Source organism: Micromonospora reichwaldensis, from assembly GCF_031845925.1.
Classification (GTDB): domain Bacteria; phylum Actinomycetota; class Actinomycetes; order Mycobacteriales; family Micromonosporaceae; genus Micromonospora; species Micromonospora reichwaldensis.
This window is the reverse complement of sequence record NZ_JAVRFL010000053.1, coordinates 21,412-40,167: the sequence shown is the minus strand read 5'-3', so window position 1 is coordinate 40,167 and position 18,756 is coordinate 21,412. Positions and strand designations below refer to the sequence as shown.

The window sequence follows — 18,756 nt, the reverse complement described above, 5'->3', positions numbered from 1 at the left end:
GCCCCCCCGACCGCCCCGCTCAGGTGACCGGCAGGCCCTTCGTGCCGGCGCCCTTCACCGACCGGGTGAGGTTGCGGTCGCTGACCCACAGGAAGCACTGCACGCCCCGGTTGCCGTTGCGCCACTCCCGCTCGAACGGGTGGTAGTAGATCGAGCCGGCCCGGTACTGCAGGTCGCCGTTGTCCGGCACCCTCGCGTACTTCGCGATCAGCGTCCGGCACGCCCGGTGCACCTTCCGGGCGTCCCGGCCGAAGTCGTCGTAGCTGGTGTCGGGGGCCTGCCACACCCCGACGAACTCGGCGCGGTGCTTGCTGGTGCAGGCGACCGGCACCATCTCCCGCACCTCGTCGGCCCGGGTCTTCGGGTTGAAGCAGCGGTGGGCGAGCGGGGCGGCGCCGGTCAGCGCGCCCTTCAGGCTGCCCGTGCGGGCCTTCGCGGCGGCCTCGTCGAGGCTGGTCTGCTCGCTCAGGTCGCAGCGGAACCAGCGGGCGCCGCCGCCCCACGCCTGCGGCGACGGCAGCACCACGCTCAGCCCGAGCCGGCCCGAGCGCCAGTCGCCGCCGACCATCTCGTTGACCTTCGCGTCGCACTCGGCGCGGGCGGCGCGCATGCCGGCCGAACCGGCCGGCGGGGGCGTGACCCGGTCGGCTCCCGCCCCGGTCAGCGTGCCGACGTGCACGGTCTCCGTGCGGTGCGACACCGCGCAGTCGACGGGGTGGTAGGCGGTCAGGTAGCCGACGTCCTGCACGCCGACGTGGCAGACCCCGGCGGCGGGTACGAACGCCTGCGGCGCGGCGGGCGCCGGCCAGTCGTCGGTCAGGTCACGGTCGGTGCCGGCCGGGGTGCCGCAACCGGCGAGCGCCAGGGCCGCCACCGCGCCCGCCGTGGCCGCCGTCCACCACCGTCGCATCCCGACCTCCCGCCGTTCGTGGGCCGCACCCGGCGGCGGCCAGCGCGGCGGTCCCACCGGCGCGGAGGCGGCCGGACACGCCACGGTGCGGCAGCATACGGCACCCCCGCTCAGCTCGCGGGCAACCCTTGCGGGCCGGCGCCCCGCATGGAGCGGGTCAGCTTCCGGTCGTCGCTCCACAGGAAACACCGCACGCCCCGGTCGCCCTCGTGCCACTCCCGCTGCGACGGGGGATAGAAGATCGAGCCCGCCCGGTACGGCAGGTCGCTGTTGACGGGCACCTCGGCGAAGGCGGCGATGAGCGCCATGCAACGCGTGTGTGCCTGCCGGTGGGACCGGCCGAACTCGGCCCAGGTCATGTCCCGCTCCAGGTAGACGCCGACGAACTCGGCGCGGTGCGGCTCGGTGCACAGCACCGGGGCCATGTAGTTCAGGTTGTCGCCGATCAGCTTGGGGTCGAAGCAGCGGTGCAGCAGCGGGGAGTCGCCGATCATCGCGCCCCGCAGGCTGCCCGTGCGGTTCACCGGCCGGGTGTTGTCGATGCTGCCGGTCTCGCTCAGGTCGCAGCGGAACCAGCGGGCGCCCGCGCGCCACGCGGGGGCGGAGGGCAGGGCGATGGTGAGGGTGACGCGGGCGGCGTGCCAGTCGCCGCCGAGCACCTCGCGGGCGCGCTGGTCGCACTCGGCGCGGGCGGGCCGCAGGGCCGCGGATCCCGGTTCGGGCCGGTCGCCGTCGGCGGCCGGCCCGGCGAACCTGCCCACGTGCACGGTCTCGGCCAGGTGGTTGCGGGAGCAGTCCACCGCCTCGTAGGTGCGGGCCTGCACGACGGTGGTGATCCGGGGCAGACAGGCGTCGGTGGCCGGCACGAACAGCTGCGGCGCCCGCAGTGCCGGCCAGTCGTCGGTGAGGTCGCCGTCGGAGCCACCCGGTCGTACGCAGCCGGACAGCAGGACCGTCAGCGTGCCGGCCAGCGCCAGCGCCGCGAGCCACCGTCGCATCGTCCGCCCTTTCCGGGAGCTGACGCGTCGACCGCCGCCGGGCACCGCGCGGGCGTGCGGCTCACGTCACCGTCCCTGATGGAGTCTCGCCGCGTTTCCGTCGTCCGGCCAGTCACGGATGGCCCTTCGTCCGCTTTCGCCGGGCCGGGAGGACCAATTCTGCACCACTGGTCACCGTCGGGTCACCGGGTGTCCCGTTGGTGGCGCGCTGCGGGCCGCCGTCGGCCACGTTCGTACACTGGCCCGGTGACCGTACCGCCGCCGATCGTCGCGCCCAGCATCCTCGCCGCCGATTTCGCCCGCCTCGCCGAGGAGGTCCGCGCCGTCGAGAACGCCGCGGACTGGCTGCACGTGGATGTCATGGACAACCACTTCGTGCCCAACCTGACCATCGGGCTGCCCGTGGTGCAGAGCCTGCGGGCCGCCACCGAGCTGCCCTTCGACGTGCACCTGATGATCGAGGACCCGCGCCGCTGGGCGCCCGGCTACGCCGACGCCGGGGCGTACAACGTCACCTTCCACGCCGAGGCGTGCGACGACCCGGTGGCCCTGGCCAAGGACCTGCGCTCGGCGGGGGCCAAGGCGGGGCTGGCGATCGACCGGGACACCCCGATCGAGCCGTACCTGGAGCTGCTGCCGAGCTTCGACACGCTGCTGATCATGACGATCAAGGCCGGCTTCGGCGGGCAGCGGTTCATCCCGCAGCTGCTGGACAAGGTGCGTACGGCCCGCCGGCACGTCGACGCCGGCCACCTCGAACTGCGCATCGAGGTCGACGGCGGCATCGCCGCCGACACCATCGCCCAGGCGGCCGAGGCGGGGGCCGACGCGTTCGTCGCCGGCACCGCCGTCTACGGCGCCGACGACCCCGCCGAGGCCATCCGGAAGCTGCGGGCACTCGCGGAACACGCCGCCCCCGGGGCCTGACGTGGAACCGGCCGGCGACCGTCCGGACGTCATCCTCGTCGTCGACGACGACGAGGACATCGCGCGTTTCGTCGCGTTCAACCTCCGGCTGCACGGCTTCGAGGTGATCCACGCCAGCGACGGGCAGGAGGCGCTCGAGGTGATCGAGCGCCAGCGACCCGACCTGGCGGTGGTCGACCTGATGATGCCGCGCATCGACGGGTTGGAACTGACCCGCCGGCTGCGCGCCGACCCGATGACCTCCGCCCTGCCGGTGATCATGCTGACCGCCAAGGGCATGACGGTGGACAAGGTGCACGGGCTCAGCGCCGGCGCCGACGACTACCTGGTCAAGCCCTTCGACACCGCCGAACTGGTCGCCCGGGTCAGCTCCACGCTGCGCCGCAACAAGGAGTTCCGCGAGGTCTCGCCGCTGACCGGGCTGCCCGGCAACAGCCGGATCCGCCGGGAGATCTCCGACCGCGTCCGCAGCGGGGTCGACTACGCCGTCGGCTACATCGACATCGACCGGTTCAAGAGCGTCAACGACCGGTACGGCTTCGTCCGCGGCGACGACTTCATCTCGGCCCTGGCCCGCAGCCTGCACCGGGCGGTGGTCTCGGTCGGGCTGCCGCCGGCCTTCCTGGGGCACGTCGGCGGGGACGACTTCGTCATCGTCTGTGCCCCGGAGCAGGTCCGGCCGCTCACCTCCCGGGTCTCCGCCGACTTCGAGAAGGCCGCCGACTCGCTCTACGACCCGGTCGACGCCGCGCGCGGCTACGTGGAGCTGAAGGACCGCCGGGGCAACATCCGGCGGGCAGCCCTGGTCACCCTGTCGATCGGCGTGTCCCTCTCCGACTCCGGCAAGCGGTTCACCGACCCGCTGGAGGCGATCGCGGTCGCGTCGGAGATGAAGACGGTGGCCAAGAGCCAACCCGGCTCGTACGTGGCGGTGGACCGCCGGCGCGGGGTTACCTGATTCGTGCGCTGTTGCTGTGAAGTACCACGCCCGGGTGGCACGACCCCCCGTCCGGCGTGTAACACTTCCCGTGTACCCACCACGCGCTGGCGGGACTCGGTGTAATTCCGAACCGGCGGTGATCCACGGTGTGACCGTGGTAAGCCCGCGACCCGGTCGGCCTCGTGCCGCCCGGTGGACCTGGTGAGAATCCGGGGCCGACGGTTGGGAGCGGGAAACCCCGCCCCCAGACAGTCCGGATGGGAGACAGCGCGCGGGACGGACGGGCCCTGCCCGGCCGCTGAGTTCAGCGTGCCGTGCGCGCCCCCCGGGGCGGCCCCGCCGTACCCGGATCTCCGCCGCCGCACGCTCGCGGCCCCATGCCGTTGCCTCCCGTGCCCGCCCGCGCGTCGACCGGCGAGTGAGAGGGCAGGGCATGGCCGGCGTCTCCGTCGATGAGGCGATGCGTCGCGCGGTGGAACTCGCCGCGCGCGGTCTCGGCACGACCAGCCCCAACCCGGTGGTCGGCTGCGTGCTGCTCGACGCCGCCGGGCAGGTGGTCGGCGAGGGATTCCACGCCTACGCCGGTGGGCCGCACGCCGAGATCGTCGCGCTCGCCCAGGCGGGGGAACGGGCCCGTGGCGGCACCGCCGTGGTCACCCTGGAACCCTGCGACCACACCGGCCGCACCGGCCCCTGCAGCACCGCGCTGGTGCGCGCCGGCGTCGCCCGGGTCGTCATCGCCGTGCCCGACCCCAACCCGCTCGCCACCGGGGGCGCCGCCACGCTGCGCGCCGCCGGGATCCAGGTCGACACGGGGGTACGCGAGGCCGAGGCCGAGGCCGGCAACGTCGCCTGGCTCACCTCGATGCGCCGGGGCTGGCCGTACGTGATCTGGAAGTTCGCCGCGACGGTGGACGGCCGGTCGGCGGCGGCCGACGGCACCAGCATGTGGATCACCTCCGAGGCCGCCCGGATGGACGTGCACGCGCTGCGCGGCACCGTCGACGCGGTGCTCGCCGGGGTCGGCACGGTCCTCGCCGACGACCCCCGGCTCACCGCCCGCAACCTGCGCGACGGCACGCTCGCCATCCGGCAGCCGCTGCGGGTCGTGGTGGACACCGAGGGTCGTACGCCGGCCGACGCCCGCGTCCGCGACGGCGCGGCGCGCACGTGGATCGCCACCGCGGCGGAGGTCGGCACCGGGCCCGACGGCCGGGTCGACCTGCCGGCGCTGCTCGCCGCGCTGCACGGGCGGGGAATCCGTGCCGCGCTGCTGGAGGGCGGCCCGAAGCTGGCCGGCGCCTTCCTGGCCGCCGGCCTGGTCGACAAGATCGTCGGCTACGTCGCGCCCCGGCTGCTCGGCGCCGGCCCGACCGCCCTGGTCGACGCCGGTGTGAACACCATCGCCGAGGCCATCGACCTGGAGTTCATCGACGTCACGCAGGTCGGACCCGACCTGCGGATCACCGCGCTGCCCCGGAAGAGGGAGGGCTGACATGTTCACCGGCATCGTCGAGGAGTTGGGTGAGGTCGTCCGGATCACGGAGACGGCGGGTGACTCGGCGCTGGTCGCGGTCCGCGGCCCGCTGGTCACCTCGGACGCCCGGCACGGCGACTCGATCGCGGTCAACGGCGTCTGCCTGACCGTGGTCGACGTCTCCGACGGGACCTTCACCGCGGACGTGATGGGGGAGACGCTGCGCCGCTCCGCGCTGGGCGCGCTGCGGGCCGGCGACCCGGTCAACCTGGAGCGGGCCGCCGCGCTGGGCAGCCGCCTCGGCGGGCACCTCGTGCAGGGGCACGTCGACGGCGTCGGCGAGGTGATCGCCCGCGAGCCGGCCGCGCAGTGGGAGACGGTCCGGTTCCGGCTGCCCGCCGCACTGGCCCGGTACGTGGTGGAGAAGGGCTCGATCACGGTCGACGGCGTCTCGCTGACCGTCGCCGGCGTCGGCCCGGACTGGTTCGCGGTCGGCCTGATCCCGACGACGCTGAAGCTGACGACCCTCGGTGCCCGGGGCGTCGGCGACCCGGTCAACCTCGAGGTGGACGTGCTCGCCAAGTACGTCGAGCGGCTGCTCGGCGCCCGGCTGGACGGGTCCGCCGTTCCCGACGCCGGCCCGCCTGGGCTGCCGGTCGCCGGTCTGTCGGGCGCCGCCGCGACGGGCGGAGCGGCCTGATGGGCCCGCTCGGGTGGCTGCTCCACGCGCAGGTCGACATCGCCGGGTCGCCGGTGCTGGTCCGGGAGATCGTCGGCAACGGCTTCGGGCTGGCGTCGGCGGTGTTCGGCCTGCGCCGGCTGGTCTGGGCCTGGCCCGTCGGCATGATCGGCAACGCGCTGCTGTTCACCGTCTTCCTGGGCGGCGTCTTCGCCACCCCGCAGGCGCACGACCTCTACGGGCAGGCGGGCAGGCAGGTCTTCTTCTTCTCGCTCAGCGTCTACGGCTGGTGGCGCTGGTCGCGCAACCGCCGCCACGGCGTCGGCGACGGGGCCGCGGTGGCGCCCCGCTGGGCCACCGGCCGGGAACGGCTCGGCCTGCTGCTCGCGGCCGGGATCGGCACCGCGGCGGCGTACCCGCTGCTCGCCGCGCTCGGCTCCTGGGGGCCGCTGCCGGACGCCTGGATCCTCACCGGCAGCCTGCTCGCCACGTACGGCATGGCGCGCGGCTGGGTGGACTTCTGGCTCATCTGGATCGCCGTCGACGCGGTCGGCGTGCCGCTGCTGCTGCGCGGCGGGTTCTACCCCTCGGCCGCCATGTACCTCGTCTACGGCGCCTTCTGCGCCTGGGGCCTGGTCGCCTGGTGGCGCACCTCGCGGGCCGCCCGCCCGGCGCCCGCCCCGATCCCGTCGACCTACTCGGAGGCCGTGGCATGACCACCTTTGCGAGCATCGAGCAGGCGGTGGCGGACATCGCCGCCGGCCGGCCCGTCGTCGTGGTCGACGACGCCGACCGGGAGAACGAGGGCGACCTGATCTTCGCCGCCGAGCTGGCGACGCCGGAGCTGCTCGCCTTCATGGTGCGCCACACGTCCGGCTACATCTGCGCGCCGCTGACCGAGAGCGAGTGCGACCGGCTGGACCTGCCGCCGCAGCACCACACCAACCAGGACCGGCGCGGCACCGCCTACACGGTGACCGTCGACGCCCGGGAGGGCGTCAGCACCGGCATCTCCGCCGCCGACCGGGCGCATACCATCCGGCTGCTGGCCGACCCCGGCACCGGCCCGGCCGACCTGGCCCGGCCCGGCCACGTGGTGCCGCTGCGGGCCCGCGAGGGCGGCGTGCTGCGCCGGCCCGGCCACACCGAGGCCGCCGTCGACCTGACCCGGCTGGCCGGGCTGCGCCCCGCCGGCGTGCTCTGCGAGCTGGTCAACGACGACGGCACCATGATGCGGGTGCCGGACCTGGAGAAGTTCTGCGCCGAGCACGCCCTGACCCTGGTCACCATCGCCGACCTGGTCGCGTACCGGCGGCGGACCGAGAAGCAGGTCGAGCGGGTCGCCGACGCCCGGATGCCCACCCGGCACGGCGTGTTCCGGGCCCTGGGCTACCGCAGCGAGCACGACTCGGCCGAGCACGTCGCCCTGGTCACGGGCGAGATCGGCGACGGGCGCGACGTGCTGGTGCGGGTGCACTCCGAGTGCCTCACCGGGGACGTCTTCGGCTCGGTGCGCTGCGACTGCGGCCCGCAGCTCGACGCCGCCCTGGACCGGGTGGCCCGGGAGGGGCGGGGCGTGGTGCTCTACGTACGCGGCCACGAGGGGCGCGGCATCGGGCTGCTGCACAAGCTCCAGGCGTACCAGCTCCAGGACCAGGGCCGGGACACGGTCGACGCCAACCTCGACCTGGGCCTGCCGGCCGACGCCCGCGACTACGGCACCGGCGCGCAGATCCTCTACGACATCGGGGTGCGCTCGATGCGGCTGCTCACCAACAACCCGGCCAAGCGCGCCGGGCTGGAGGGCTACGGGCTGACCGTCACCGGCCGCGAGGGGCTGCCGGTGCGCCCGCACCCGGAGAACGTGCGCTACCTGCGCACCAAGCGGGACCGGATGGGGCACCTGCTGGACGAGCTGGACGAGGTGACGGAGGCCCCGATGGGCCGCCCGGTCCTCGGCGACGAGATCGGAGCGTAGGCATGGCGGGTTTCGGTGAACCGGGCGTGACGGCGGTGGACGCCGCCGGGATGACCGTCGGCGTGGTCGCGGCGCGCTGGCACGGCGAGCTGACCGACCACATGCTCGACCGGGCGGTCGCCGCCGCCGAGGCGTGCGGGGCCCGGGCGGTCACCGCCCGGGTGGCCGGCTCGGTCGAGCTGCCCGTGGTGGCCCAGGCCCTCGCGCGGCGCTGCGACGTGGTGGTCGCGCTCGGCGTGGTGATCCGCGGCGCCACCGCCCACTTCGACTACGTCTGCCGCTCCGTCACCGACGGGCTGACCCGGGTGGCGCTGGACGAGGGCAAGCCGGTCGCGCACGGGGTCCTCACCGTCGACACCCTCGCGCAGGCCCGGGACCGGGCCGGGCTGCCCGGCTCGGCGGAGGACAAGGGCTGGTCGGCCACCCTCGCCGCCCTCGACGCCGCCCTGGCCATCCGCGCCCTCGCCAGCAACGGCCACCGGGTCGGCTTCGGCGGCTGACCCCCGACCGACCGGGACCGCGTTGCCGCCGTGCCGCGTTCCCGGTCGGTGAGCGGGGCCTGACCCGGCGCACCGGCGCCGTCGGGGCGGCTGGAAGAATCGCGGCGTGAAGACGTTCGAGGAGTTGTTCGCCGAGCTGCAGGCCAAGGCCGCTGCGGGCACCCCCGGCTCGGGCACGGTCGCCGCGCTCGAGAAGGGCGTGCACTTCATCGGCAAGAAGGTCGTCGAGGAGGCGGCCGAGTCGTGGATGGCCGCCGAGCACGAGGGTCCGGAACGCACCGCCGAGGAGATCTCCCAGCTGCTCTACCAGGTCCAGGTGCTGATGCTGGCCAGCGGCCTCGACCTGAAGGACGTCTACCGACATCTGTGAGTGCGCCCCGTCGTTGATCAGTTTCGATCGAAGGAGCACTCCGTCATGCTGCGTGTCGCCATTCCGAACAAGGGCGCCCTGGCCGAGAAGGCCGCCCAGATGCTGCGCGAGGCGGGCTACCGCCAACGCACCGACCCGAAGGACCTGGTCTGCCGGGACGAGCCCAACGACGTCGAATTCTTCTACCTGCGCCCGAAGGACATCGCCACCTACGTCGGCTCAGGCGACCTCGACGTCGGGATCACCGGCCGGGACCTGCTGATCGACTCCGGCGCGCCGGCCGAGGAGGTCATGGATCTCGACTTCGGCCGGGCCACCTTCCGCTTCGCCGCCCGCCCGGAGGACGTCGACGACGTGCGGGAGCTGGGCGGGCACCGGATCGCCACCGCGTACCCGGGGCTCGTCGAGCGGCACCTCGCGGAGCTGGGCGTCAAGGCAGAGGTGACCCGCCTCGACGGCGCGGTGGAGAACGCCATCCGGCTCGGCGTCGCCGACGTGGTCGCCGACGTGGTCGAGACCGGCACCACGCTGCGCCAGGCCGGCCTGGTGGTCTTCGGCGAGCCGCTGCTGCGCTCGTCGGCGGTGCTGGTCCGCCGCGCCGACGCCGAGGCCCACCCGCAGGCCGCGCAGCTGCTGCGCCGGCTGCACGGGGTGCTGGTCGCCCGCCGCTACGTGATGCTCGCCTACGACGTGCCGGCCGGCCTGCTCGACCGGGCCAGCTCGCTGACCCCGGGCATCGAGTCGCCGACCGTCTCCCCGCTGCACCGCGAGGGCTGGGTGGCGGTGCAGGCGATGGTGCTCCGCGACGACGTGCACCGGATCATGGACGAGCTGTACGCGCTCGGGGCCCGCGCGATCCTGGTCACCAACATCCACGCCTGCCGGCTGTGAGCCGTTCGCCCACGGCGGCGGGTGCCCCAGTGCCGTCCCCGGTGTCGCGGGCGCTGCCGCCGTGGGTGGCGCTGACCCTGGTCACCCTCGCCGGCGTCGCCTCGGCGGCCCAGGGCGCGGCCAACGCCGAGCTGGGCGAGCGGGCCGGCAACGCGACCCTGGGCGCGGTGGTCAACAACCTCGGCGGGGCGCTGCTGGTCGGCCTCGGGGTCCTGGCGCTGCCCTCGGCGCGCACCGGCCTGGCCGCGCTGCGCCGGGCCCGGCTGCCCTGGTGGACGTACCTGGGCGGGCTCGGCGGCGCGGGCATCGTGCTGGCCGGCGCGTACATCGTGCCGGTGCTCGGGGTGGCGGTCTTCACCATCGCCCAGGTCGCCGGCGGCAGCCTCGGCGGGCTGGCCGTCGACCGGGCCGGGCTGGCGCCGGTGGGGCGGCTGGCGCTCACCCCGCCCCGGGTGGCCGGTGCGCTGCTCGGCGTGACCGCCGTGACGCTGGCCCAGCTCGGCCAGCCCGTCGGCGACCTCGCCCTCGGCCTGGTCCTGCTCGCCGTGGCCGGCGGGCTCGGTGTCGCGCTCCAGTCCGCGCTGAACGCGCGGGTCTCCGCCGCCAGCTCGGCCGCCGCCGGGATGGTGGTCAACTTCGCCACGGCCACGCCCGTCGTGCTGCTGGTCGCGGCGCTGGCCGGCGCCCTCACCGGGCCCGGCCCGACCTGGCCGGACGACTGGTACCTCTACACCGGCGGCCTGCTCGGCGTCGTCATCGTGGCCGCCCTGCTGGTCGGGGTCCCCGCGGTCGGCGTGCTGCGCACCGGGCTCGCCCTGGTCGCCGGCCAGCTGGGCGGCGCCCTGCTGTTGGACGCGCTGCTGCCGGGCGGCCCCGGCCTGCGGCTTCCGGTGCTGACCGGGGCGCTGCTCACCCTGGCGGCCGCCCTGGTCGCCGGCCGAGGGGGCGGCCGGCGGGGTCCGCGCGACGCCGTGCCGCCGACCGCCGCCGGTCCTGAGGCGGAGCGTGTGGCGGCGCGGGAACGGCCGGGGCCGGGTGGCAGACTGGTGGGGTGAGCGAAATCGAGTCCGTCCACCTGCGCCCGCGCCGCATCCGAGTGGTCTGCTGGACCTGCGCGGCCGTGCTGTTCGTGGTGTTCAGCCTGCTGGCCACCTCGCTGAGCGGCGCGACGGGCAACGGCTACGGCAGCTTCCAGCGGGGCGACCAGATCGCGATGGTCGGGCTCGGCGTCCTCGGTGCGCTCGCCGTCCTGATCTTCACCCGTCCCCGGGTCGACGCGAACGCGTCGGGGGTGCGCGTGCGCAACCTCGTCGGCTCGTACGAGCTGCCGTGGGAGGTCGTCCGGGGGGTCCGTTTCGACCGGGGCGCGCCCTGGGCCAGCCTGGAGCTGCACGACGACGACCTGCTGCCGATGGTCGCCCTCCAGGCCGCCGACAAGGAGCGGGCCGTCGAGGGTGTCCGCGCCCTGCGCCGGCTGCACCAGGCGCACCAGGCCCGGCTCACCGAGGGCGCCGCCGGCCGCTGACCCGGGTGCCCGGTTGGGTGGGTGTCCGGGCGAGGGTGTAGTGTTACCAAGTCGACCAGGCTGTCTTCGTGTGTGCGCCTCGCGCCCATGCGTGCAGCCTTGAAAGAGGAGCGCCTGCTCCCACCCGAGTCGCCACCACGGTGGCCGGGTCCGGTCACCGGTTCCGGGCACGTCCCGGCACCGGATGCGCGATCATGTGATCGTGCCGACCGGTCGAGCGGGCCCTGGCATGCGCCGGGGCCTTCTGCTTTCCGGGTCGGCTCCCACCCGGGAGCCGCGAGGGTCGGTCACGTAGAGATTCCGACTCGAGGAGGCCCCATCAGCGTCGAACCACGCGTGAACGAGCAGATCCGGGCACGTGAGGTCCGACTGGTCGGCCCCGAGGGTGAGCAGGTGGGCATCGTCCCGCTGGAGCGCGCCCTTCAGCTGGCCGCGGACGTCGACCTGGACCTGGTCGAGGTTGCGCCGATGGCGCGCCCGCCGGTGTGCAAGCTCATGGACTTCGGCAAGTTCAAGTACGAGAGCGCACTGAAGGCGCGCGAAGCGCGGCGTAACCAGCAGCAGACCGTCATCAAGGAGATGAAGCTCCGGCCGAAGATCGACCCGCACGACTACGAGACCAAGAAGGGTCACGTGGTGCGGTTCCTCAAGGCGGGCGACAAGGTCAAGGTAACGATCATGTTCCGCGGTCGCGAGCAGAGCCGCCCGGAGCTGGGTTACCGGCTCCTGCGCCGGCTCGAGTCGGAGATCTCGGAGCTGGGGTACGTCGAGGCCGCTCCGAAGCAGGACGGTCGAAACATGATCATGGTGCTCGCGCCGCACCGCGCCACCAAGGCCGCCGCGGTCGCCGCCACGGCCACCCGGGGTGGGCCGAAGGAGCGGGACGCCGAGGGCGCCCCGGCCGACGAGCCCGCAGCGGCCGGTGACACCGGCACCGTCGCCGACAACAGCGGCGAGTAACAGGGGAGAGACGTTCCACATGCCGAAGATGAAGAGCCACACGGGAATGGGCAAGCGGGTCAAGGTGACCGGCAAGGGCAAGATCGTTGCCCAGCAGGCCGGCCTCCGGCACAACCTGGAGAAGAAGCCCTCCACCCAGACCCGTCGGCTGACCGGCACCGTGGTGCTGGCCAAGGCCGATGTCAAGCGCATCAAGAAGCTGCTCGGCCGCTGACGCGCGCCACCTTACGTAATTAGGAGTTGAGATGGCACGCGTCAAGCGGGCTGTGAACGCCCAGAAGAAGCGTCGTACCCTGCTGGAGACCGCGAGCGGCTACCGCGGTCAGCGCTCCCGCCTCTACCGCAAGGCCAAGGAGCAGGTGCTGCACTCGATGCAGTACGCCTACCGGGACCGTCGCGACCGCAAGGGCGACTTCCGGCAGCTGTGGATCCAGCGGATCAACGCGGGCGCCCGCGCCAACGGGATGACCTACAACCGCCTGATCCAGGGCCTGCGCCTGGCCGGCATCGAGGTCGACCGCAAGATCCTGGCCGACCTGGCCGTCAACGACGCCGCCGCCTTCGCGGCGATCGTCGAGCTGGCCCGGGCCGCGGTCGCGGCCGAGGGCACCGGCGGCGCGGCGGCCCAGGCCGCCTGATCCCCACGCACCAGCAGATCGAGGCGTCTCCCATGCAGTCACCATCGCGCGGGAGACGCCTCGACGCTGTCTCCGGCCCCTTCACCCCGCGTACCCCCAGGGTCGTCGCCGCCCGCCGGTTGCAGCGCCGCCGGGACCGCGAGGCCGCCGGCCGCTTCCTGGCCGAGGGGCCGCAGGCGGTCCGTGAGGCCCTGGCCCGCCCGGGGGTGGTCACCGAGCTCTTCGGTACGCCCGCCGCCCTGGACCGGCACGCCGACCTGGCCGCCGTCGCGGCCCGTGCCGACGTGCCCGTCTCCGAGGCGACCGACGAGGCGCTCGCCGCGCTGGCCGAGACCGTCGCCCCGCAGGGCCTCGTCGCCGTCTGCCACCACCTCGACGTGCCGCTGGAGCGGGCCCTGGCCGACGGGCCCCGCCTGGTGGCCGTGCTCGCCGGGATCCGCGACCCGGGCAACGCCGGCACCGTGCTGCGCACCGCCGACGCCGCGGGCGCCGGTGCGGTGGTCTTCGCCGGCGAGGCCGTCGACCCGTACAACGGCAAGTGCGTGCGGGCCTCGGCCGGCAGCCTCTTCCACGTCGACGTGGTCCGCGCGCCCGACCCGGTGGACGTCGTCGCGGCGCTGCGCGCCGCCGGTCTCACCGTGCTCGCCACCACCGGCTACGGCGAGGACGACCTCGACGACCTCGCCGACGACGGGCGGCTCGCCGCCCCCACGGCCTGGCTCTTCGGCGCGGAGGCGCACGGCCTGCCCGAGGCGCTCACCGCCGCCGCCGACGCCCGGGTCCGGGTGCCCCTGCACGGGCACGCCGAGAGCCTGAACCTGGCTGCGGCCGCCGCCGTCTGCCTGTACGCTTCGGCGAGAGCACAGCGGCGGTCGTGACCCGGCCGTCGAGACAGATCGCAGGGGAGACCGTCCGCCCATGAACGCGCCACGGCGTTCGTTTAGCCAGCCCGCCGGTGTCGGCGGGCGGCGGGCCTGACCTGCTCTCCGCACAACTCCCACCGGCGGGCTGCGGCACAGCCGCGCGTCCGTAGACTCGCTTCGCCGCCCGTGAGGGCTGGCGCCGCCGTGAGGGAGTGCCCGTACGCCATGAGCTACCGCAACGATCCGTACGACCCGAAGCAGGTCGCCCTGCTCGACCCGGCCGCCCTGGCCGAGACCGTCGCCGCCGCCGAGAAGGCGTTCGCCGAGGCCGGTGACCCGGACGCGCTGACCGCGCTGCGCCCGGCGCACCTCGGCGACCGGTCCCCGGTCTCGCTGGCCCGCCGCGAGATCGGCGCGCTGCCGCCGGCCGCCAAGTCCGACGCCGGCAAGCGGGTCAACGAGGCCCGCCGCGCCATCGACGCCGCGTACGCGGCCCGCCAGGAGGTCCTGGACCGGGAGCAGGCGCAACGGGTGCTGGTGGAGGAGCGCGTCGACGTGACGCTGCCCCACGACCGGCGGCCCCGGGGCGCCCGGCACCCGATCAGCACCCTGATGGAGCAGGTCAGCGACCTGTTCGTCGGCATGGGCTACGAGGTGGCCGAGGGGCCCGAGGTCGAGCTGGAGTGGACCAACTTCGACGCCCTGAACATCCCCGCCGACCACCCGGCGCGCGGCCTGATGGACACCTTCCACGTCGCGCCGTCGGAGGGCACGGAGGGCTCCGGCCTCGTCCTGCGTACGCACACCTCGCCGGTGCAGGCGCGCACCATGCTGACCCGCAAGCCGCCGATCTACGTGATCGTGCCGGGCCGGGTCTACCGCACCGACGAGCTGGACGCCACCCACGCGCCGGTCTTCCACCAGGTGGAGGGGCTCGTGGTGGACCGGGGCATCACCATGGCGCACCTGCGCGGCACCCTGGACCACTTCGCCCGGGCGATGTTCGGCGAGGGCGCGAAGACCCGCTTCCGGCCGCACTACTTCCCGTTCACCGAGCCGTCGGCCGAGTTCGACGTCTGGTTCCCGGAGCACCGCGACGGCCCGCGCTGGGTCGAGTGGGGCGGTTGCGGCATGGTCAACCCGCGGGTGCTGCGCGCCTGCGGCATCGACCCCGAGGTCTACTCCGGATTCGCGTTCGGCATGGGCATCGACCGGACGGTGATGTTCCGGCACGGGGTCAGCGACATGCGGGACATGGCCGAGGGCGACGTGCGGTTCACCCGAGCGTTCGGGACCGGGGCGTAGGCGATGCGGGTACGAGTCATGGAGACGGTGGTCTGAGTCATGCGAGTTTCTGTCAGTTGGCTGCGGGAGTACGTCGACCTCCCTGCCGACCTTCCCGCCGGCGACCTGGAGCAGGCCCTGGTCGGCCTCGGCATCGAGGTCGAGTCCGTGGCGGACCTGCGGGAGACCGTCACCGGTGCGCTGGTGGTGGGCGAGGTCCGGGAGATCGAGGAGCTGACCGGCTTCAAGAAGCCGATCCGGTTCTGCCGGGTGGACGTCGGTGACGCCAACGGCACCGGTGAGCCGCAGGAGATCGTCTGCGGGGCGCGCAACTTCGCCCCCGGCGACCGGGTCGTGGTGATCCTGCCCGGCGGCGTGCTGCCCGGCGGCTTCGCCATCGGCGCGCGCAAGACGTACGGGCGCAACTCCCACGGCATGATCTGCTCGGCGCGGGAGCTGGGCCTGGGCGACGACCACGACGGCATCGTCGTGCTGCCGGCGGACACCCCGGCCAAGCCGGGCGACGACGCGCGGCCCGTCGTCGGCCTCGACGACGTCGTGGTCGACCTGGAGATCACCCCCGACCGGGGGTACGCGATGAGCGTCCGTGGCCTGGCCCGGGAGCTGTCGCACGCCCTCGGTGTGCCGTTCCGCGACCCGGGCCTGGCGCCCGCGCCCGGCGGCACCGCCGAGCCGGCCTACCCGGTCGAGGTGCGCGACACCGTCGGCTGCGACCGGTTCGCCGCCCGCCTCGTGCGCGGCGTCGACCCGACGGCGCCGACCCCCGGCTGGATGCAGCGGCGGCTCACCGTCGCCGGCATCCGCAGCATCTCGCTGCCGGTCGACATCACCAACTACGTGATGCTCGAACTGGGCCAGCCGATGCACGCCTTCGACGCCGACCGGATCGCCGGGCCGCTGGTGGTCCGCCGCGCCGAGGCGGGGGAGAAGCTCACCACCCTGGACGGGGTCACCCGCGCCCTCGCGCCCGAGGACATGGTGATCTGCGACGACTCTGGCCCGATCTCGCTGGCCGCCGTGATGGGTGGCGAGACCAGCGAGGTCGTCGCCGGGACGACGAACGTGCTCTTCGAGGCCGCCCACTGGGACCCGGTGATGGTCGGGCGCACCGCCCGTCGGCACAAGCTGTTCAGCGAGGCGGCGAAGCGGTGGGAGCGGGGCGTCGACCCGGCCCTGCCGCTGGTGGCCGTCGCGCGGGCGGTCCGGCTGCTCACCGAGCACGCCGGTGGCGCGGCCGGTGACGAGATCCTCGACATCGACCACGTCCGGCCGCGTACCCCGGTCGTCCTGCCGGCCGACCTGCCGAGCCGGCGGATCGGCGTGAGCTACCCGCCCGCGCGGGTGGCCGCCCTGCTGGAGCAGGTCGGCTGCACGGTGGCCCGGGGCGCCGACCGGCTGGCCGAGGACCCGGGCGAGGTCGGCGTGGCCGCCGGCACCGGGGGCGCGCTCAGCGTCACCCCGCCGACCTGGCGGCCCGATCTGACCGACCCGGCCGACCTGGTCGAGGAGGTGGTCCGCCTCGACGGGTACGACCGGGTGCCGTCGGTGCTGCCGACCGCGCCGCCCGGCCGCGGCCTGACCTGGCAGCAGCGCCGCCGCCGGGCCGTGGCCCGGTCGCTCGCCGAGCGGGGGTACGTGGAGGTGCTCGCGCACCCGTTCGTCGCCCCCGGGCTGGCCGACCAGCTCGGCCTGTCGGCCGACGACCCGCGCCGGCGCGTGGTGCGGCTGGCCAACCCGCTGTCGGAGGAGGAGCCGCTGCTGCGCACCACGCTGCTCGGCCCGCTGCTCGGCATCGCGAAGCGCAACCTCGGCCGGGGCCAGCGCGACCTCGCCCTCTACGAGATCGGCGCGGTGTTCCACCCGCGTCCCGACGCCGGCCGTCCGCCGGCGATGGGCGTGGACCGGCGACCCACCGACGAGGAGTTCGCCGCCGCCGACGCGGTGGTGCCCGACCAGCCCCGGCACGTAGCCGTCGTCCTGACCGGCGACGTCGAGCCGGCCGGCTGGTGGGGCGCGGGCCGCCCGGCCGGCTGGGCCGACGCCGTGGAGGCCGGCCGGGACGTGCTGGCCGCCGCCGAGGTCCCCGCGCACCGGATCGAGGTCCGGGCCGCCGAGTACGCCCCCTGGCACCCCGGCCGCTGCGCCGAGCTGCTGGTCGACGGCACGGTGGTCGGGCACGCCGGCGAGCTGCACCCGGCTGTCGTGGCGGCGCTGGAGCTGCCCCGGCGCACCAGCGCCATGGAACTGGACCTGGACGCGCTGCCGGCCGCCCCGGTGGCGTCCGGGCCGGTCGTCTCGGGCTTCCCCCCGGCGCTGATCGACGTGGCGCTGGTGGTGGACGCCTCGGTGCCCGCCGCGCAGGTGCAGCAGGCCCTCGTCGAGGGCGCCGGCGGGCTGCTGGAGCAGGTGCGCCTGTTCGACGTGTACGCCTCGGAGCAGCTCGGCGAGGGGCGCAGGTCGCTGGCGTACAAGCTCACCTTCCGGGCCCCGGACCGGACGCTGACCGTGGAGGAGGCGGTGGCAGCCCGGGACGCGGCGGTCGCCCGCGCCGCGGAACGCTTCGGCGCCACCCTGCGCGGCGCCTGAGTGACGACGAGGGCTCCTTCCGCCGGCGCGGGAGGAGCCCTCGTCGTTCCCCGGCTGCACGGGTGGGTGGGAGCGGCGATCGGGCCCAGCCTCATTCCCATGCAGTCGACTGCATGAACTTGCAGACGGGTGTCGTCGCTTGCTAGCCTGCTCTGCATAGTCATGCGGAGGTGGGGATGGGTATCCGAGTCGCGGTCGCCGGGGCGAGCGGCTACGCCGGCGGCGAGCTGATCCGCCTGGTCGCCGGGCATCCGGAGTTCGAGCTGGTCGCCGCCACCGCGCACAGCCAGGCCGGGCACCGGCTCGACGTCGTACACCCGCAGCTCGCCGGCCTGGACCTGGTCCTCGGCGAGACGGACGCGGCGACGCTGGCCGACGCGGACCTGGTCTTCCTGGCCCTGCCGCACGGCCAGTCGGCGGCCCTGGCGGCCCAGCTGCCGCCCGAGCTCCGGGTCGTCGACCTGGGCGCCGACCATCGCCTCGCCGACCCCTACGCCTGGGCCAACTACTACGGCGGCACGCACGCCGGGCCGTGGACCTACGGCCTGCCCGAGCTGCCCGGCCAGCGGGAGCTGATCGCCGGCGCCACCCGGGTCGCCAACACCGGCTGCTACGCCGCCGCGATCATCCTGGCCCTCGCCCCGCTGGTCGCCGCCGGCGCCGCCTCCCCGGCCGACGTGGTGGTCGTCGCCGCCTCCGGCACCTCCGGCGCCGGCAAGGCGGCCAAGCCGCACCTGCTCGGCAGCGAGGTGATGGGCGACCTGTCGCCCTACCGCGTGGGCACCCACCAGCACGTCCCGGAGATCAAGCAGGCCACCGGCGCGACCGGCCTGTCGTTGACCCCGGTGCTCGCGCCGATGCCCCGGGGCATCCTCGCCACCGTGACCGCGGTGCCGGCCCGGGGCGTCGACCCGCGGGCGGTGCTCGCCGAGGCGTACGCGGACGCGCCCTTCGTGCACGTCCTGCCGGAGGGTGCGTGGCCGCACACCGCCGCCACCCTCGGCTCCAACTCCTGCCACCTGCAGGCCACGGTCGACGTCGACTCCCGCCGGATGATCGTGCTGAGCGCGCTGGACAACCTCGGCAAGGGCGCCGCCGGCCAGGCCGTGCAGAACGCCAACCTGATGTGCGGCCTGCCGGAGACGACGGGCCTGTCCATCTGGGGAGTAGCACCGTGAGTGCGAGGAGTGCAGCGCAGCGGAGCCCCGC

At 74.6% G+C, this 18,756-nt stretch carries 20 protein-coding genes and 1 riboswitch; of the genes, 18 read left to right on the top strand and 2 right to left on the bottom strand.

Annotation, left to right across the window (positions count from 1 at the left end):
* Positions 1-19: 19 nt before the first annotated feature.
* A complete protein-coding gene (locus RM555_RS29215) occupies positions 20-910 on the bottom strand; it encodes a septum formation family protein (RefSeq protein ID WP_311414733.1) in 891 nt (296 codons plus the stop codon).
* A gap of 110 nt (positions 911-1,020) precedes the next feature.
* Complete coding sequence (locus RM555_RS29210) at positions 1,021-1,908, bottom strand: septum formation family protein (protein WP_311414732.1); 888 nt, start codon at positions 1,906-1,908, stop codon at positions 1,021-1,023.
* Between the two features lie 246 nt (positions 1,909-2,154).
* Here RM555_RS29210 and rpe point away from each other — a divergent pair, with 246 nt between their 5' ends.
* The 18 genes from rpe to argC all read left to right on the top strand — a co-directional run bounded on the left by rpe (position 2,155) and on the right by argC (position 18,725).
* Positions 2,155-2,835, top strand: a complete 681-nt coding sequence (gene rpe / locus RM555_RS29205) for a ribulose-phosphate 3-epimerase (protein ID WP_132240180.1) — start codon at positions 2,155-2,157, stop codon at positions 2,833-2,835.
* A 1-nt stretch (position 2,836) separates the two neighbouring features.
* A complete protein-coding gene (locus RM555_RS29200; RefSeq protein ID WP_121395205.1) occupies positions 2,837-3,793 on the top strand; it encodes a GGDEF domain-containing response regulator in 957 nt (318 codons plus the stop codon).
* Between the two features lie 81 nt (positions 3,794-3,874).
* Positions 3,875-4,048: riboswitch (FMN riboswitch) on the top strand.
* A 160-nt stretch (positions 4,049-4,208) separates the two neighbouring features.
* Complete coding sequence (ribD, locus tag RM555_RS29195) at positions 4,209-5,270, top strand: bifunctional diaminohydroxyphosphoribosylaminopyrimidine deaminase/5-amino-6-(5-phosphoribosylamino)uracil reductase RibD (protein ID WP_311414731.1); 1,062 nt, start codon at positions 4,209-4,211, stop codon at positions 5,268-5,270.
* A 1-nt stretch (position 5,271) separates the two neighbouring features.
* A complete protein-coding gene (locus RM555_RS29190; protein WP_311414730.1) occupies positions 5,272-5,952 on the top strand; it encodes a riboflavin synthase in 681 nt (226 codons plus the stop codon).
* Positions 5,952-6,647, top strand: coding sequence for a nicotinamide riboside transporter PnuC (gene pnuC / locus RM555_RS29185; RefSeq protein WP_311414729.1), 696 nt, complete (start codon positions 5,952-5,954; stop codon positions 6,645-6,647). Before RM555_RS29190 ends, pnuC begins: the two co-directional genes overlap by 1 nt.
* A complete protein-coding gene (locus RM555_RS29180; protein ID WP_311414728.1) occupies positions 6,644-7,909 on the top strand; it encodes a bifunctional 3,4-dihydroxy-2-butanone-4-phosphate synthase/GTP cyclohydrolase II in 1,266 nt (421 codons plus the stop codon). The genes pnuC and RM555_RS29180 overlap by 4 nt, the downstream gene beginning before the upstream one ends.
* A 2-nt stretch (positions 7,910-7,911) precedes the next feature.
* The gene (gene ribH / locus RM555_RS29175; protein ID WP_311414727.1) at positions 7,912-8,409 is read left to right on the top strand and encodes a 6,7-dimethyl-8-ribityllumazine synthase; all 498 of its coding nucleotides are present in this window, start codon (positions 7,912-7,914) and stop codon (positions 8,407-8,409) included.
* A gap of 106 nt (positions 8,410-8,515) precedes the next feature.
* Positions 8,516-8,779 carry a phosphoribosyl-ATP diphosphatase gene (locus RM555_RS29170; RefSeq protein WP_088947482.1) on the top strand — a complete coding sequence of 88 codons (264 nt, stop codon included), beginning with the start codon at positions 8,516-8,518 and terminating at the stop codon, positions 8,777-8,779.
* A gap of 45 nt (positions 8,780-8,824) precedes the next feature.
* Positions 8,825-9,670 carry an ATP phosphoribosyltransferase gene (gene hisG, locus RM555_RS29165; protein WP_311414726.1) on the top strand — a complete coding sequence of 282 codons (846 nt, stop codon included), beginning with the start codon at positions 8,825-8,827 and terminating at the stop codon, positions 9,668-9,670.
* 29 nt (positions 9,671-9,699) lie between these two features.
* Complete coding sequence (locus RM555_RS29160; RefSeq protein WP_311414725.1) at positions 9,700-10,725, top strand: DMT family transporter; 1,026 nt, start codon at positions 9,700-9,702, stop codon at positions 10,723-10,725.
* A complete protein-coding gene (locus RM555_RS29155) occupies positions 10,722-11,195 on the top strand; it encodes a PH domain-containing protein (protein WP_311414724.1) in 474 nt (157 codons plus the stop codon). Before RM555_RS29160 ends, RM555_RS29155 begins: the two co-directional genes overlap by 4 nt.
* Positions 11,196-11,531: 336 nt before the next feature.
* The gene (infC, locus tag RM555_RS29150; RefSeq protein ID WP_311414723.1) at positions 11,532-12,155 is read left to right on the top strand and encodes a translation initiation factor IF-3; all 624 of its coding nucleotides are present in this window, start codon (positions 11,532-11,534) and stop codon (positions 12,153-12,155) included.
* A gap of 19 nt (positions 12,156-12,174) precedes the next feature.
* The gene (gene rpmI / locus RM555_RS29145; RefSeq protein WP_007458415.1) at positions 12,175-12,369 is read left to right on the top strand and encodes a 50S ribosomal protein L35; all 195 of its coding nucleotides are present in this window, start codon (positions 12,175-12,177) and stop codon (positions 12,367-12,369) included.
* A 31-nt stretch (positions 12,370-12,400) separates the two neighbouring features.
* Positions 12,401-12,793 (top strand): 50S ribosomal protein L20, encoded by a 393-nt coding sequence (gene rplT, locus RM555_RS29140; protein ID WP_030335718.1) that lies wholly within the window; start codon positions 12,401-12,403, stop codon positions 12,791-12,793.
* Between the two features lie 32 nt (positions 12,794-12,825).
* Complete coding sequence (locus RM555_RS29135; RefSeq protein WP_311414721.1) at positions 12,826-13,671, top strand: TrmH family RNA methyltransferase; 846 nt, start codon at positions 12,826-12,828, stop codon at positions 13,669-13,671.
* Between the two features lie 210 nt (positions 13,672-13,881).
* A complete protein-coding gene (pheS, locus tag RM555_RS29130; protein WP_311414720.1) occupies positions 13,882-14,961 on the top strand; it encodes a phenylalanine--tRNA ligase subunit alpha in 1,080 nt (359 codons plus the stop codon).
* 39 nt (positions 14,962-15,000) lie between these two features.
* Positions 15,001-17,547 carry a phenylalanine--tRNA ligase subunit beta gene (gene pheT / locus RM555_RS29125; protein ID WP_311414719.1) on the top strand — a complete coding sequence of 849 codons (2,547 nt, stop codon included), beginning with the start codon at positions 15,001-15,003 and terminating at the stop codon, positions 17,545-17,547.
* A gap of 176 nt (positions 17,548-17,723) precedes the next feature.
* The gene (gene argC / locus RM555_RS29120) at positions 17,724-18,725 is read left to right on the top strand and encodes an N-acetyl-gamma-glutamyl-phosphate reductase (RefSeq protein ID WP_311414718.1); all 1,002 of its coding nucleotides are present in this window, start codon (positions 17,724-17,726) and stop codon (positions 18,723-18,725) included.
* The last annotated feature ends 31 nt before the right edge of the window (positions 18,726-18,756 follow it).

What these genes read in the sequence shown, in the direction of transcription:
- RM555_RS29215 (WP_311414733.1), bottom strand. Translation starts at nt 910, where the DNA reads ATGCGACGGTGGTGGACGGCGGCCACGGCGGGCGCGGTGGCGGCCCTG.
- RM555_RS29210 (WP_311414732.1), bottom strand. Translation starts at nt 1,908, where the DNA reads ATGCGACGGTGGCTCGCGGCGCTGGCGCTGGCCGGCACGCTGACGGTC.
- ribD (WP_311414731.1), top strand. Translation starts at nt 4,209, where the DNA reads ATGGCCGGCGTCTCCGTCGATGAGGCGATGCGTCGCGCGGTGGAACTC.
- RM555_RS29190 (WP_311414730.1), top strand. Translation starts at nt 5,272, where the DNA reads ATGTTCACCGGCATCGTCGAGGAGTTGGGTGAGGTCGTCCGGATCACG.
- pnuC (WP_311414729.1), top strand. Translation starts at nt 5,952, where the DNA reads ATGGGCCCGCTCGGGTGGCTGCTCCACGCGCAGGTCGACATCGCCGGG.
- RM555_RS29180 (WP_311414728.1), top strand. Translation starts at nt 6,644, where the DNA reads ATGACCACCTTTGCGAGCATCGAGCAGGCGGTGGCGGACATCGCCGCC.
- ribH (WP_311414727.1), top strand. Translation starts at nt 7,912, where the DNA reads ATGGCGGGTTTCGGTGAACCGGGCGTGACGGCGGTGGACGCCGCCGGG.
- hisG (WP_311414726.1), top strand. Translation starts at nt 8,825, where the DNA reads ATGCTGCGTGTCGCCATTCCGAACAAGGGCGCCCTGGCCGAGAAGGCC.
- rpmI (WP_007458415.1), top strand. Translation starts at nt 12,175, where the DNA reads ATGCCGAAGATGAAGAGCCACACGGGAATGGGCAAGCGGGTCAAGGTG.
- rplT (WP_030335718.1), top strand. Translation starts at nt 12,401, where the DNA reads ATGGCACGCGTCAAGCGGGCTGTGAACGCCCAGAAGAAGCGTCGTACC.
- RM555_RS29135 (WP_311414721.1), top strand. Translation starts at nt 12,826, where the DNA reads ATGCAGTCACCATCGCGCGGGAGACGCCTCGACGCTGTCTCCGGCCCC.
- pheS (WP_311414720.1), top strand. Translation starts at nt 13,882, where the DNA reads ATGAGCTACCGCAACGATCCGTACGACCCGAAGCAGGTCGCCCTGCTC.
- pheT (WP_311414719.1), top strand. Translation starts at nt 15,001, where the DNA reads ATGCGAGTTTCTGTCAGTTGGCTGCGGGAGTACGTCGACCTCCCTGCC.
- argC (WP_311414718.1), top strand. Translation starts at nt 17,724, where the DNA reads ATGGGTATCCGAGTCGCGGTCGCCGGGGCGAGCGGCTACGCCGGCGGC.